10 protein-coding genes are annotated in these 14735 nt (G+C 68.3%); 3 read left to right on the forward strand and 7 right to left on the reverse strand.

Going from position 1 to position 14735, the window contains the following annotated elements; all coding sequences use genetic code 11:
* Positions 1–535 precede the first annotated feature (535 nt).
* From ACWF0M_RS37795 to ACWF0M_RS37820, 6 genes are all read right to left on the reverse strand, one after another.
* On the reverse strand, positions 536–1816 hold the full coding sequence (locus tag ACWF0M_RS37795; protein ID WP_452240585.1) for a thymidine phosphorylase: 1281 nt from the start codon (positions 1814–1816) through the stop codon (positions 536–538).
* On the reverse strand, positions 1813–2220 hold the full coding sequence (locus tag ACWF0M_RS37800) for a cytidine deaminase (RefSeq protein ID WP_452240586.1): 408 nt from the start codon (positions 2218–2220) through the stop codon (positions 1813–1815). The genes ACWF0M_RS37795 and ACWF0M_RS37800 overlap by 4 nt, the downstream gene beginning before the upstream one ends.
* Positions 2198–3487 carry an ABC transporter permease gene (locus tag ACWF0M_RS37805; protein WP_452240587.1) on the reverse strand — a complete coding sequence of 430 codons (1290 nt, stop codon included), beginning with the start codon at positions 3485–3487 and terminating at the stop codon, positions 2198–2200. The genes ACWF0M_RS37800 and ACWF0M_RS37805 overlap by 23 nt, the downstream gene beginning before the upstream one ends.
* Positions 3484–4686, reverse strand: a complete 1203-nt coding sequence (locus ACWF0M_RS37810; RefSeq protein ID WP_452240588.1) for an ABC transporter permease — start codon at positions 4684–4686, stop codon at positions 3484–3486. Before ACWF0M_RS37810 ends, ACWF0M_RS37805 begins: the two co-directional genes overlap by 4 nt.
* The gene (locus ACWF0M_RS37815; protein WP_452240589.1) at positions 4686–6236 is read right to left on the reverse strand and encodes an ABC transporter ATP-binding protein; all 1551 of its coding nucleotides are present in this window, start codon (positions 6234–6236) and stop codon (positions 4686–4688) included. Before ACWF0M_RS37815 ends, ACWF0M_RS37810 begins: the two co-directional genes overlap by 1 nt.
* 95 nt (positions 6237–6331) lie before the next feature.
* Positions 6332–7408, reverse strand: coding sequence for a BMP family lipoprotein (locus ACWF0M_RS37820; RefSeq protein WP_452240590.1), 1077 nt, complete (start codon positions 7406–7408; stop codon positions 6332–6334).
* Positions 7409–7708: 300 nt separating this feature from the next.
* Here ACWF0M_RS37820 and ACWF0M_RS37825 point away from each other — a divergent pair, with 300 nt between their 5' ends.
* Together ACWF0M_RS37825 and ACWF0M_RS37830 are read left to right on the forward strand one after the other, a co-directional pair.
* On the forward strand, positions 7709–8890 hold the full coding sequence (locus ACWF0M_RS37825; protein WP_452240591.1) for an amidohydrolase: 1182 nt from the start codon (positions 7709–7711) through the stop codon (positions 8888–8890).
* Positions 8891–9298: 408 nt separating this feature from the next.
* The gene (locus ACWF0M_RS37830) at positions 9299–9679 is read left to right on the forward strand and encodes a hypothetical protein (protein ID WP_452240592.1); all 381 of its coding nucleotides are present in this window, start codon (positions 9299–9301) and stop codon (positions 9677–9679) included.
* 105 nt (positions 9680–9784) lie between these two features.
* Here ACWF0M_RS37830 and ACWF0M_RS37835 read toward each other — a convergent pair whose 3' ends face one another.
* Positions 9785–11359, reverse strand: coding sequence for an acyl-CoA mutase large subunit family protein (locus ACWF0M_RS37835; protein ID WP_452240593.1), 1575 nt, complete (start codon positions 11357–11359; stop codon positions 9785–9787).
* Positions 11360–11523: 164 nt separating this feature from the next.
* Here ACWF0M_RS37835 and ACWF0M_RS37840 point away from each other — a divergent pair, with 164 nt between their 5' ends.
* Positions 11524–14616 carry a M14 family zinc carboxypeptidase gene (locus ACWF0M_RS37840; RefSeq protein ID WP_452240594.1) on the forward strand — a complete coding sequence of 1031 codons (3093 nt, stop codon included), beginning with the start codon at positions 11524–11526 and terminating at the stop codon, positions 14614–14616.
* Positions 14617–14735 lie beyond the last annotated feature (119 nt).

Below are 14735 nucleotides of genomic sequence, written 5' to 3' on the forward strand. Positions count from 1 at the left end.
ACCCTCGACAAGCCAAGAACCTAGTCAGAGAACGGCATGCACCAACTCAGACGCGCAGACCCACCCACGGATACGTCACGAGAGCCGGATATCCGGTCTCCTGTCGGACGGGTGGGTGGGTGGGTGTGGGTGGTGTGGTGCCGGCTGGCGGGTTATGTGGGCGATGGCGGGAAGCAGCAGGCCAGCGGTGACATAACCCGCCAGGGGCGACCCGCCGACGGGCTGGCGTGAGGCTGCAGCACCGGGTGGCCGGCGGGGATCGGGTTGATAGCGGGGACCGGGTTGATGGCGGGACGGGTGCTTGCGGCGGGGTGGTGTGCACGCTCGACAGGTAGTGCACCGGCGAGACGGTGTACGCACGGGCACGTTCACGCTCAGGTGCACTACCCGGCCACCGGACACGTCCTGTCGAGCGTGCACATCACACCAAGCCCGGCACCGCCCTGGAACCCGTCGACCACCCACACATCAGTGACACCAGCCGGATATCCCCCGGTACGCTCCGGGGTTGGTCCGGGGTCGAGGGGTAGTGGGGTCAGGCGGTGATGCGGTCGATGACCAGCGGGCCTGGCTCGTAGGAGTCGGCGACGGCGATTGCGTCCGCCAGGGACTCCAGGGCGCGGTCGATGCGGGTCGGGTCGTCGGTGTGGAGGGTCAGCAGCGGCTGGCCTTCCTGGATCTGGTCACCCGGCTTGGCGTGCAGCTCGACGCCGGCTACCGCGGACACCGGGTCCTCCTTGCGCGCGCGGCCAGCGCCGAGACGCCACGCCGCGACGCCCACCGCGAGAGCGTCGAGCTTGGAGAGTACGCCGGACGACGGGGCCGGTACGACGTGCTGCTCGGGAGCGACCGGGAGCTCGGCGGACGGGTCGCCGCCCTGGGCCGAGATCATCGCGCGCCAGGTGTCCATCGCCGTACCGTCGCGAAGCTTCTCGGCCGGGTCGACACCGGTCACCCCGGCTGCGGCGAGCATCTCTTTGGCCAGGGCAACGGTCAGCTCGATCACGTCGGCGGGACCGCCACCGGCCAGCACCTCGACCGATTCGCGAACCTCCAGGGCGTTTCCGGCGGTCAGACCGAGCGGGACGGACATGTCGGTGAGGAGGGCAACGGTCTTCACACCGGCGTCGGTGCCCAGGGCAACCATGGTCTCGGCGAGCTCGCGGGCATCCTTGAGGTTCTTCATGAACGCGCCGGATCCGACCTTCACGTCCAGCACCAACGCGCCGGTACCTTCGGCGATCTTCTTGCTCATGATCGAGCTGGCGATCAACGGGATCGCCTCGACCGTACCGGTCACGTCGCGCAGCGCGTACAGCTTCTTGTCCGCCGGCGCCAGCCCGTCACCGGCCGCGCAGATCACCGCGCCGACGTCCTCGAGCTGCTGCATCATCTCGTCGTTCGACAGGGCTGCGCGCCAGCCCGGGATCGACTCCAGCTTGTCGAGCGTGCCGCCGGTGTGCCCTAGCCCGCGGCCGGACAGCTGCGGTACGGCGACCCCGCACGCGGCAACCAACGGGGCCAACGGCAACGTGATCTTGTCGCCGACGCCACCGGTCGAGTGCTTGTCCGCGGTCGGCCGGGACAGCTTGCCGAAGTCCATCCGCTCGCCGGAGGCGATCATCGCCGCGGTCCAGCGGGCGATCTCGCGCCGATTCATCCCGTTCAGCAGGATTGCCATCGCCAGCGCGGACATCTGCTCGTCGGCGACGTCGCCCTTGGTGTAGGCGTCGATCACCCAGTCGATCTGCCCGTCGCTCAGCTCGCCCTTGTCGCGCTTGGCCCGGATGACATCCACCGCGTCGAAACTCATCATTCCTCCAGAAACTCGGGGCCGAACGCGTCCGGCAGCAGTTCGCGCAGCGGCCGGGCCCCGGTCGCGGTCTCGATCAGCAGCCCCGGCCCGCCGTTCTCGTGCAGCAGCTGCCGGCACCGTCCGCACGGCGTCAGCAGGTGCTCGTGCCGATCCACACAGGTAAAGGCAACCAGCCGTCCGCCGCCGGTCCGGTGCAGGTCGGACACCAGCCCGCACTCGGCGCACAACGTCAAGCCGTACGACGCGTTCTCGACGTTGCACCCGGCAACGATCCGCCCGTCGTCGACGTACGCCGCAGCGCCCACCGGGAAGTGCGAGTACGGCGCGTACGCGCGGTGCATCATGTCGACGGCAACCGCGCGCAACGCCGGCCAGTCGACCTCACTCGGTGACGTAGGGCTCACCGTCCGCCTTCGGTGCTCTGACCCGGCCGACCAGTCCGGCGACCGCGATGATGGTGGCCAGGTACGGCGCCATCAGTAGCAGCTCGCCCGGGATCGGCGTCTGGATGATCTGGAGCTGGGACTGCAGCTGGGTCGCGAAACCGAAGAACAGCGCCGCGACCGTCGCGCCGATCGGGTGCCAGCGGCCCATGATGAGGGCGGCCAGCGCGATGAACCCGTTGCCCGCGGTCATCTCCTTGCTGAACGAACCGGCGTACCCGACGGTGAAGAACGCGCCGCCGAGGCCGGCCAGGATGCCGGCCGTGAGGACGGCGGAGTACCGGATCCGCTTGACCCTGATGCCGACCGTGTCGGCCGCCTTCGGGTGCTCGCCGACCGCGCGGATCCGCAGGCCCCAGCGGGTTTGGAACAGCACGAACGTGACGACCGCGACCGCGAGGTAGGTCAGGTAGACCAGGATCGTCTGGTTGAACAGGATCGGCCCGATGAACGGGATGTCGGCCAGGCCCGGGATCTTCACCGCGGACAGCACCTTCGGCGTGTTCAGCTTCTCCGCGTCGCCCTGCAGGAACTGGTCGAACAGGAAGCCGGTGATACCGGTCGCGAAGACCACCAGGACGACGCCGAGGACGACCTGGTTGACCAGGTACTTGATCGAGAACACGGCCAAGAGCGCGGCCATCGCCACACCGCTGGCAGCCGCCGCGATCAACGCCGCGGGCGCGCTGTTCGTCGTACTCGACACGATCGCCGCGGTGAATGCGCCGACCAGGAACTGGCCCTCGATCGCGATGTTGATGACACCGGCCCGCTCGCACAGCACACCGGCGAGCGCGCCGAGGATCAGCGGCGTCGCGAAGTTCAGCGTGCCCTGGAACTGGTTGGCCAGCGGGAACGTCTTGCCCGCGGACGCCCAGCACAGGAACGCGCCGATGAACGCGACACCCAGTACGGCGGCCAGCCAGCCGGCGTACCGCTGCGGGACCTGGCGCAGGACGTACGCGACCGCGGCGCCGACGCCAAGGACCGCGAGGATCAGGGCGACCGGTTGCGCGGGCAGCCCGAGCAGGTTGTGCTGCAGGTCGCCGGACACCAGCTGGAACGTTGCCTTGCCGCCCTTGGTGAAGATCGCCAGCCCGAGGCCGATCAGGGCGAACACCACCATCACGCCACCGACCCGCAGCCGACGGGTCCGATCGGCCGGAGCCTCGATGAGGTGCGGTTTCGCGGGAGCTGCCGGTATGGCGTCCGGCGTTGTCTCGGTCATCCGTTCCAGCCTTTCGCGAGAACCGCGCCCGCTCCGCGTTCCTTCGGCAGGAAGCGGAAGATCGAGCGCACCAGCGCCGGGGCCGCGACGAACAGCACGATCACGGCCTGCAGGACAGTGGTCAGGGTCAGCGGCGTCTGCGTGATCAACTGCATCTGCAGGCCGCCCGCGTTCAGCGCGCCGAAGAGCAGACCGGCCAGCACGGTGCCGAGCGGCGTACCGCGGCCGAGCAGCGCGACCGTGATCGCGTCGAACCCGACCGAGGCCGCGACCCCGTCGGTCAGCGGGAGATCGGTGCCGAGCACCTGCTGGGTCCCGGCCAGACCGGCGAGCGCGCCGGCCACGACCATCGCGATCACGTACGCGCGGCCGACCGACATACCGGCCGTCCGGGAGGCGTCCGCGTTCGCGCCGACCGCGCGGAGCTCGAAGCCGATCGTCGAGCGGTTCAGCAGCCACCAGACGAAGACCGCGGCCACCAGCGCCACCAGGAAGCCGACGTGCAACCGGGTGTCGCCGAACTTCGGGTACTGCGCGTTGCTGTCGACGATCGGGGAGATCGGGTCGGTCCGACCGGGCCGCTGGAACGTCTTGGTCGTCAGCAGCCAGGCGAGCAGGTAAATCGCGACGTAGTTCAGCATGATCGTCACGATCACCTCGTGCGCGCCGGTGCGGGCCTTCAGCAGGCCGACCACACCACCCCAGAGCGCGCCGCCGATCAGACCGGCGACGATCGCCACGATCAGGTGCAGCACGGGCGGCAGGTGCCACGCGAACCCGACGTACGACGCAAGAATCGCGCCGGCGATCAGCTGGCCCTGGGCACCGATGTTGAACAGGCCGGTGCGGAACGCGAGCGAGACGGCCAGACCGCCGCAGATCAGCGGTGTTGCCTGGGTCAACGATTCGCTGATCGGCGTCCAGCCGCCGAGCGCGCCGACGGCGAGCGACTTGTACGCCTCGCCGACCGCGCTCAGGGCGGCGGAGAACGTGTCCATCGGCGCGGCGCCGAAGTACCCGACCGCCTTCTGCACCTGGTCGTCGCCGACGATGATCAGGATCGCCCCGACCAGCAGGGCCAGTACGATCGCGCTCAGCGAGACCAGGCCCTGGACCGCCCACGACGGCAGACCGGACCGGCGCTGCGGCTCCTTGGCCGGCGGCGCGGGCACCGGAGCTACCTCTGTCTCAGTGCTCATCAGATGGTTCCCAAGGTCGTCGGGTTCTCGATCGCCACGTCGTGCGCCTCCGACTTCGAGGCGCCGGCCATCATCAGGCCCAGCTCGTCGCGCGGGGTGTCGGACGGTACGACGCCGACGACCTTCCCGCGGTACATCACCGCGACCCGGTCCGCCAGCGCGGCGATCTCGTCCAGTTCGGTGGACACGATCAGCACCGCCGTACCGTTGTCGCGCTCCTTCACGATCCGGGTGTGCAGGAATTCGATCGAGCCGACGTCCACACCGCGGGTCGGCTGCGAGGCCACCAGCAGCTTCAGCGGGCGGGACAGCTCCCGGGCCAGCACGACCTTCTGCTGATTACCACCGGACAGGGACGACACCGACAGGTCGATGCCCTGCGTGCGGATGTCGAACTCCTCGACCCGAGCGGTCGCGTTCTTGTCGATCTCGTCGGTGCGCAGCGCCAGCCCGTTGCCGAACGGCGCCTTCCGGAACAGGTCCAGGACCAGGTTCTCGGCGACCGAGAACGAGCCGACGAAACCGTCGTGCGCGCGGTCCTCCGGGACGTACCCGATCCCGGCGTCGAGGCGGTGCCGGGTCGACTTCGTAGTCAGGTCCTCGCCGCCCAGGTGGATGCTCCCGGCCGCGATCGGCGTCAGCCCGAGCAGCGCCTCGGCGAGCTCGGTCTGACCGTTGCCCTGGACACCGGCCACCGCGAGGATCTCGCCCGCGCGCACCTCGAGGTCGACGTCGTCGACGGCGGTGAACCCACGCTCGTCGATCACGGTCAGGCCGGCTACGCGCAGGACAGCGTCCTGCGGCTGGGCCGGCTCCTTGTCGACGACCAGGTCGACGGCGCGGCCGACCATCAGCTCGGCGAGCTCCTCCTCGGACTCGGACGGCTCGGCCTGACCGACGACCTTGCCGCGGCGGATCACGGTGATCTTGTCCGCGATCGCCTTGACCTCTTTGAGCTTGTGGGTGATGAAGACGATCGAGGTGCCGTTGTCCTTGAGCTGGCGCATGACGCCGATCAGCTCGTCGATCTCGGCCGGTGTGAGGACCGCGGTCGGCTCGTCCAGGATCAGCACGCTGGCGTCGTTGGCGAGCGCCTTAATGATCTCCACCCGCTGCTGGACCCCGACCGGGATGTCCTCCACCAGCGCCTCGGGATCGACCTCGAACCCGTACCGGTCGGACAGCTCGGTGACGAGGGCGTGCGCCTTCTTCCGGTCCAGTACGCCGCCGGCCCGGACGTTCTCCCGGCCGAGCATGATGTTCTCGGCGACCGTGAACACCGGGACCAGCATGAAGTGCTGGTGGACCATGCCGATCCCGTGCTTGATCGCGTCGCTCGGCGAGGTGATCTGCACCTTCTCGCCGTCGATCACGATCTCGCCCGAGTCGGGCTGCAGCAGCCCGTAGAGCATGTTCATCAAGGTGCTCTTGCCGGCCCCGTTCTCACCGAGCAGGCAGTGGATCTCACCCGGCTCGATGACCAGGTCGATGTGGTCGTTGGCGACCAGCGAGCCGAAGCTCTTGGTCAGGCCGGACAGCTCGAGGTGCATGCGGGCAGCCTCCCCTTCAGACGGCGAGCCAGGAAGGCCACGACCTGTAGGTCTGCCTTCCTGGCTCGCACCGTACTACGCGACCAAGCGATGGTTCAGGATGCCTTGGGCTGAACCTTCGACTGCACGGTGATCTTGCCGCTGATGATGTCGGTCTTGATCTGGTCCAGCTCGGACTTCACGTCCGCCGGGATCTTGCTGTCGAACTCGTGGAACGGCGCCAGCGACGTACCGCCGTTCTGCAGCGTGCCGGTGAACTGGGTGTTGTCGAACTTGTTGTCGACGACCGACACGACCGCGTCCTTCACGGCCACGTCCATACCCTTCTGGACGCTGCTGAGCAGCACCGAGCAGTACTCCGCCGCGCTCACGCAGCCGTCGGTGTCGACCCAGATCGCGTTCACCTTGCCGTTGCTGGCCTTGGCCGCCTGCAGGCCGCCCAGACCCGACGGGCCGGCCACCGGGAATATCACGTCGGCGCCCTGGGTGATCAGGTTCTGGGCGTTGTTCTGGCCCTTGGCCTTGTCCTCGAAGTCACCGGTGAACAGACCCGCCTGCTTGGCGTCGTCCCAGCCGAGCACCTGGACGTTCTTGCTCTTCTGCGTGTTGTAGTAGCGCACGCCCTCGGCGAAGCCGTCCATGAAGATCGTCACGGTCGGGATCTTCAGACCGCCGAAGGTGCCGACCTTGCCGGACTTCGACATCGCCGCGGCCAGGTAGCCGGCCTGGAAGCTGGACTGCGCCGTGTTGAACAGCAGCGGCTTCAGGTTCGCGATCGGCTTGGCCGGAGCCGAGTCGACGATCGCGAACTTGATGCCGGTATTGGCCGCGGCCGCCTTCTCGGTGGCGTCCTCGAGCTTGAAGCCGACGGCAACGATCACGTTGCACTTGGCGTTCACCATCGCGGTCATGTTGGTCGGGTAGTCGTTGTCCGACTTCGACTCCGCCTTGACCTCGGTCAGGCCCTTTTCCTTCACCGCGTCCTGCAGACCCTTGTACGAGGTCTGGTTGAAGGACTTGTCGTCGAAGCCCCCGGAGTCGGAGACCATGCAGGCCTTGAAGTTCTTGTTGGCGCCGCCAGCTGCGCCGCTATCGGTCGGCTTGCTGCCACACGCGGCGACGGCGAGCGTCAGCACGCCCACGATCGCCGTTCCCCGCACGTACTTCTTCACCGGAAGTCTCCTTCGTCGACCAGATACGTTTGCCTGCCGCACGCCTTCCCCCACATGCCGCATCCGCAGACTATAGGGCGCGGTCCGTGTTTCTTTGAACGTCAAGCAGGCCTCGATACCGGAAAGTGACCGGCATCCGCGTCACATTTCGACAACTTCTCCGGCGCCGTCACCGGCTGCGCTGCGGGCGTCACGGTGCGCACGCTCCGTGGCCGCCGTTACGGTGCGTGGCGGTCGCGCGGCGTGAACGGCGGCGGGGCTCGGCGCGTCCCGGCGTACCGCTGGTGTCACAATCTCCGGATGAGTCATCAGCTGCTGGTCGCGGACGTGCTGGCGCGGGTCGAGGCGGTCCGTGAGGACATGGTCGACGTACGGCGCGATCTGCACGCGCACCCGGAACTCGGGTGGCACGAGGTGCGGACGACCGAGCTGCTCGAGAGGCGGCTCGTCGAGGCCGGCCTCTCGCCGCGGGTGCTGCCGACCGGGACCGGGCTGATCTGCGACATCGGATCCGGCGACACGTGCGTCGCGCTGCGGGCCGACATCGACGCACTGCCGGTGCCGGACGGCGTCGAGGCGCCGTGGCGGTCGACCCTCGACGGGGTGGCTCACGCGTGCGGTCACGACGTACACACGTCGGCCTTGCTCGGTGCGGCGCTGGTGCTGGCCGGGATGGCGCGCGACGGGCAGCTGGACCGGCGTGTCCGCGTGATCTTCCAGCCGGCCGAGGAGGTCATGCCCGGCGGCGCGCTCGGCGTGATCGCGGCGGGCGGCCTGGACGGCGTACGGCGTATTTATGGTCTGCACTGCGATCCGCGACTGCAGGTCGGACAGGTCGGACTACGGGTCGGCGCGCTGACGGCAGCGGCGGACCGGATCCTGGTGCGGCTGACCGGGCCGGGTGGTCACACCTCGCGGCCCCATTTGACCGCCGATCTCGTGTACGCGCTCGCGACGCTCGTCTCGTCACTCCCCGCCGCTCTCTCCCGCCGGGTCGACCCCCGCGCCGGCATGTCCCTCGTCTGGGGCCGCATCACGTCCGGCTCCGCCGCCAACGCGATCCCGTCCCGGGGCGAGGCCGAAGGCACCCTCCGCTGCCTCGACGCGAACGCGTGGCGCCTCGCGGAGGACCTGATCCCGTCACTGGCCGCGCAGATCGTCCGCCCGTACGGCGTGGAGGTCGACACCGAGGTCACCCACGGCGTACCGCCCGTCGTGAACGACGCGACCGCCATCAGCGTCCTGCAGAACGCCGTCCACCAGACCCTCGGCTCGAGCGCCGTCGCCCCCACCGACCAGAGCCTCGGCGGCGAAGACTTCGCCTGGTACCTCGAACACGTCCCCGGCGCCATGGCCCGCCTCGGCGTCCGCCCACCCACCCAAGAAATCGCCGCCGACCTCCACACCCCCGGCTTCGACCCCACCGAAGAAGCCATCACCGTAGGCACCACCCTCCTAACCACCACCGCCCTCCTCGACTGAAGAACACCGCCCCGCGGCGCCAGAGCCTTGGCGCCGTCGTCGGGCACGGGGCCGGATAACCGTTCTTTTGCCAGGCCCGTCGGTGGGACCGCAGCCAGCGAGTCGTGGGTTTTGGCGGTCACATACAGCCTCGATCCACGACTCGCGGTTTCGAGGGACAACCAAACGCCACGACTCGGCGTGTGCGGCCGTGGGCAGCCCCTCGGGTCTGACGGCTCGGCAGCTCGACAGGACGTCTTGCCTCACAGTGCCTGCCGTGCCGCGTGCGCCCCGCTGGAATCCGGCCCGGTCGACGGATACATCCTGTCGAGCTGCAGATCGTCCGACGCTTGAGCAGGGCGGTGGACGTGCTCATTCACCACAGCAGCCTGCGCCGAGAACCCGCGGCAAGCATTCCCACGGCGCCGCATGACACTGGTCTTGGACGCGGGAGCCTTCGTGGCAGCCGAGCGTGGCGACCATCGGATGGCCGCGCTGATGAAGGCAGAACGGCTGTCCGGGAGGACGCCGGTCACTCATGGTGGAATTGTCGGGCAGGTTTGGCGCGGAGACGCCGGTCGTCAGGCGCCGATCGCCCGGTTGCTCGACGCCGTCGAAGTCGAGCCGTTGGACGACCGACTCGGGCGGCGGGCCGGGGCTTTGCTGAAGCTCACCGGTGGACGGGACGCGATCGACGCTGCGGTAGTCCTGCTGGCATGCGATGGCGACACGATCCTTACCTCCGATCCCGTCGACCTCACGGCGCTGGCAGCCGAGGCTGGAATTCATCTGGATTTGCTCGCCGTCTGATCAGGAGATGTCGACGAGCCTGCCGTGATGTCCTCCACCACAGCACTCGGCGCCGGCGGCCGAAAGTCAGCCGTCGCGAAGCGGTGTCCTTTGGGGCGGTGGGGGTTAGAAGGTGTCGGCGGGGACGTAGACGCCCCAGACTTCTCTGAGGGTGTTGGAGACTTCGCCTACGGTGGCGCGGGCTTTCAGGGCCTGTTTCATGGGGTAGAGGCAGTTGTCGTTGCCTTGGGCAGCTTTCTTCAGGGCGGTGAGGGCCTCGTCGACGGCGGTCTGGTCGCGGGTGGCTCGGAGGGTGGCGAGGCGGGCTACCTGTTGGGCTTCGATGGTGGGGTCGACGCGGAGGGGTTCGTACGGCTCCTCGTCGGTGATCTTGAACTTGTTCATGCCGACGACGACGCGTTCGACGGAGTCGATCTCCTTGGCGATCTGGTACGCCGAGCGCTCGATCTCCTGTTTCTGGTACCCCTTCTCGATCGCGGCGACCGCGCCGCCGTACTCCTCCACCTGCTCCATCAACGAGAGCGCGGCCTCCTCGACCTCGTCGGTGAGTGACTCGACGACGTACGAGCCGGCGAACGGGTCGACCGTCGCGGTGATGTCGGTCTCGTAGGCGAGGACCTGCTGCGTGCGGAGCGCGAGGCGGGCGGCCTTCTCGGTCGGGAGCGCGATCGCTTCGTCGTACGAGTTGGTGTGCAGGGACTGGGTTCCGCCGAGTACGGCGGCCAAGCCCTGGATGGCGACCCGCACCAGGTTCACCTCGGGCTGCTGCGCGGTGAGTTGCACGCCCGCGGTCTGGGTGTGGAACCGCAACATCAACGACTTCGGGTTGCGGGCGCCGAAGGAATCCCGCATCACCCGTGCCCAGATCCGCCGCGCCGCGCGGAATTTCGCGACCTCCTCGAGCAGCGTCGTCCGGGCGACGAAGAAGAACGAGAGCCGTGGCGCGAACTCGTCCACGTCCAGCCCGGACGCGACCGCGGCCCGGACGTACTCGATGCCGTTCGCGAGCGTGAAGGCGATCTCCTGCGCGGGCGTCGCCCCGGCCTCGGCCATGTGGTAGCCGGAGATCGAGATCGTGTTCCACTTCGGCAGCTCGGAGTGGCAGTACGCGAAGATGTCGCTGATCAGCCGCAGCGACTCCTTCGGCGGGTAGATGTAGGTGCCGCGGGCGATGTACTCCTTCAGTACGTCGTTCTGGATCGTGCCGGTGAGCTTGTCACCGGACACCCCCTGCTCCTCGGCGACCAACTGGTAGAGCAGCAGCAGGACGGACCCGGGTGCGTTGATCGTCATCGAGGTGGACACCTGGTCCAGCGGGATCTTGTCGAACAGCACCCGCATGTCGTCGATCGAGTCGATCGCCACCCCGACCTTCCCGACCTCACCAGAAGCGATCGGGGCGTCGGAGTCGTACCCCATCTGGGTCGGCAGGTCGAAGGCGACCGACAGTCCCATGGTCCCGTGGTCGATCAGTTGGTGGTACCGCTGGTTCGACTCGGCCGCCGTGCCGAATCCGGCGTACTGCCGCATCGTCCACGGCCGCTGGGTGTACATGGTCGGGTACACGCCCCGGGTGTACGGGAACTGCCCCGGCTCCCCCAGCTTCGCCCCGGCGTCGAACCCGTCCAGCGGCCCGTACACCGGTGCGAACTCGAACCCCGACTCGCTGCGATGACTCATCCCCCCACGGTATTCCGAACCACCGCCGCACTGGTATGCACCAGCGCACGTCCCGCGTGTGTGCTCCGGCACACGCCGGGCGACGGGTCTGTCCCAGCTGTTGACTCGTGACCTGGGTCACACCAGGCTGCCGCCATATGCACCGTCGACCGGGGAGGGGCGATATGCGAAGAACTTCTGTCTTCATCGCAGTACTGGCCGTCGTGGCGGGGGCGCTGGCCGCGGGCCAGGCAGCGACCGCCGTGCCGAAGCCAGGGAGTAACGGTCTAGAGGTCTATGTCGGCGACCTGACTGCGCAACAGCTGCAGAAGGTCGTGGACATCGGCGTGGACCGTGCCGACCTGGCCACCGGACGGGCAGCCGGCGGAAAGACCCGGGTCGAGGTGGTGATCTCGAAGCGGCAAGCTGACAAGCTCCGCACGGACGGCGTCGACCTGCAGGTCAAGAAGGTCAAAGGACACACCGCCGCCGAGGAGGCCGCCCGCCTCGCCGCGGCCGGTCCCACCGTGTTCCGCCCGTACAGCGGGCCTGGCGGCCTCCTGGAGGAGCTGACGCAGACGGCGGCCGCACATCCAAGGCTGACGAAGCTCGTCACCATCGGTACGTCGGGGCAGGGCAAGCCGATCGTCGCCGTCAAGGTGACCAAGGACGCCCGCCTGGTGACCGACGGCATCCGGCCCTCGGTGCTGTACGCCGGCGCCCAGCACGCCCGCGAATGGATCACCCCCGAGATGGTCCGCCGGCTGATGCACTACGTCATCGACGGCTACGGGCAGAACGCCGAGACCACGAAGTTGCTCAACACCACCGAACTCTGGTTCCTGCCGGTGGCCAACCCCGACGGGTACGACTACACGTTCGTCGGCGACCGGCTGTGGCGGAAGAACCTGCGCGACAACAACGGCGACGGACTGATCGCACCCGGCGACGGCGTCGACCCGAACCGCAACTTCGCGACCAAGTGGGGCTACGACAACGAGGGATCGTCACCCGACCCGAGCAGCGACACGTACCGCGGTCCGGCCCCGGGCTCCGAACCGGAGACGAAGGCCCTCGACCAGCTGTTCCAGAAGGTCCGTTTCACCGAGCTCATCAACTACCACTCGGCCGCCGAACTCCTGCTGTACGGCGTCGGCTGGCAGGTGAGCACGCCCTCGCCGGACGACGTGATCGCCGAGGCGATGGCCGGCGACGACGCGCATCCCGCCGTACCGGGCTACGACCCCGACATCTCCGCCGAGCTCTACACGACCAACGGGGAAACCGACGGACACGTGACGGACAAGTACGGCACGATGGCGTTCACGCCGGAGATGTCGACCTGCCAGACCGCGTCCGCCGCCGACCCGAACGACCAGTGGCTGCCCGAGGACTGTGTCAGCGTCTTCAGCTTCCCCGACGACGAGGCCCTGATCCAGGCCGAGTTCGCCAAGAACATCCCGTTCGCGCTGTCCGTCGCGAAGTCCGCCCACGACCCCGACGACCCGGTCTCGGTGGTCGGCCGGAAGGCCGCCGATCTGGTGGCCGACCCGTTCGCGGTCTCGTACGGCACCACCCAGCCGGTCGCGGTGATCGCGAAGCGCGCGTTGAAGAACCTGCGCATCAACTACCGGATCAACGGCGGCGACGTCATCAACGACAAGGTCGCGGAGTGGAAGGGCGGCGAGCGGTACGGCGACAGCGGCGACCGCTACTACGCCGAGTTCCGTGGCACCGTACGCCGTACCAAGCCCGGCGACTCCGTCGAGGTGTGGTTCAGCGGCAACAAGGTGGGGACCGGAGCGGTCTCCAGCGAGCACTTCACGTACCACGTGGCCACCGACATCGGCGGGAAGGTACTGATCCTGGCCGCCGAGGACGTGACCGGTGCCAGCCCGCTGCAGGGCGTCACGACGCCCAAGTACGTCAGCAAGTACGCCGCCGCGCTCACTGCGGCCGGGATCACGTCGGACGTGTACGACGTGGACGCCAACAACCGCACCGCGCCACACCCGCTCGGCGTGCTCTCGCACTACAAGGCCGTCGTGTGGGAGACCGGCGACGACATCATCACCCGCAAGGTCGGTCAGCCGGCGGGTACGGCAGCCGAACTGGCGCTCGACCTGGAACTGTCGGTCCGCGACTACCTCAACGAGGGCGGCAAGCTGCTGTACACGGGCAAGTACGCCGGCTACGCGAGCAACCAGGACGGCGCGTACTACTACAACCCGTTCGAAGAGCAGCAAGGCGAGTGCACCACGCCGCAGGCGTACCCGTGCCTCCCGTTGCTGAACGACTTCGAGCAGTACTACCTGGGCGCCTACACGTTCATCGACAACAGCGGCAGCGACGCCAACGGAGCACCGGTCCCGCTCAAGGGGACGGCTGGTGCGTTCAACGGGTTCGCCGGGACACTCAACGGCGGCGACTCGGCCGACAACCAGAACCACACGGGTGCGTTCGTACTGACCTCCAGCGTGTTGCCCACGGCCCAGTTCCCGCAGTTCGCGAGTTCGGCGCCGGTGAAGTGGCAGCGGCCCGGCGGTGCACCGTTCGACCCGTTCACAGGTTCGCAGTACGTCTACAGCCAGCGCGCCGACATCAGCTACAAGCGGCTGAGCCGGACCGTGGACCTGGGCGGGGTCTCGAGCGGTTCGATGTCGTTCAAGTTCTCGTACGACACCGAGAGCGACTGGGATTACGTGATGGTCGAGGCGCACACCGTGGGCCAGGACGACTGGACCACGCTGCCGGATCTGAACGGCCACACGTCCCAGGACACCGGCCAGAGCTGTCCGGCCGGGTGGGTGCAACTGCATCCGTTCCTGGCGCACTACCAGGGCGCCGACTGCTCGCCGACCGGTACCACCGGTGCCTGGAACGCGTCATCCGGCTCCAGCGCCGGCTGGCAGGACTGGAAGATCGACCTGACGCCGTACGCCGGGAAACAGGTCGAACTGTCGATCACCTATGTCAGCGACTGGTCGACGCAGGGCCTCGGCTCCTTCGTCGACGACGTCTCGATCACCAAGGACGCCGCCACCGAGCAGACGTCGTTCGAAACCGACCTCGGCGGCTGGGCAGCGGCCGGTCCGCCGGCCGGGTCGTCCGCGAACCCGAACAACTGGATCCGTACGACGACCGCCTTCGACGAGGGCGCCGGGGTCACCACACCCGACACGGTGTACCTCGGCTTCGGCGCCGAGGGCCTCACCACCCAGGCGATGCGCACCGACCTCGTCCAACGGTCGATGACGCACCTGCTCAGCACGCCGTAACCGGTCGGCAGACCACCCTGGCCCGCCCGGGCCCGGGGGGGGGGGCCCCCCCCGCTCGCGGGCGGGGGGCCGCCGGAGACTATATGAAAAAAGTAGCGGGCGCCCCCAAAGACAAGGGA

The organism is Kribbella sp. NPDC055110 (assembly GCF_053607525.1).

Bases quoted from the DNA above. Each gene is read 5' to 3' on its own strand.
- ACWF0M_RS37795 (WP_452240585.1), bottom strand. From the start codon at position 1,816: ATGATGAGTTTCGACGCGGTGGATGTCATCCGGGCCAAGCGCGACAAG.
- ACWF0M_RS37805 (WP_452240587.1), bottom strand. From the start codon at position 3,487: ATGACCGAGACAACGCCGGACGCCATACCGGCAGCTCCCGCGAAACCG.
- ACWF0M_RS37810 (WP_452240588.1), bottom strand. From the start codon at position 4,686: ATGAGCACTGAGACAGAGGTAGCTCCGGTGCCCGCGCCGCCGGCCAAG.
- ACWF0M_RS37815 (WP_452240589.1), bottom strand. From the start codon at position 6,236: ATGCACCTCGAGCTGTCCGGCCTGACCAAGAGCTTCGGCTCGCTGGTC.
- ACWF0M_RS37825 (WP_452240591.1), top strand. From the start codon at position 7,709: ATGAGTCATCAGCTGCTGGTCGCGGACGTGCTGGCGCGGGTCGAGGCG.
- ACWF0M_RS37830 (WP_452240592.1), top strand. From the start codon at position 9,299: ATGACACTGGTCTTGGACGCGGGAGCCTTCGTGGCAGCCGAGCGTGGC.
- ACWF0M_RS37835 (WP_452240593.1), bottom strand. From the start codon at position 11,359: ATGAGTCATCGCAGCGAGTCGGGGTTCGAGTTCGCACCGGTGTACGGG.
- ACWF0M_RS37840 (WP_452240594.1), top strand. From the start codon at position 11,524: ATGCGAAGAACTTCTGTCTTCATCGCAGTACTGGCCGTCGTGGCGGGG.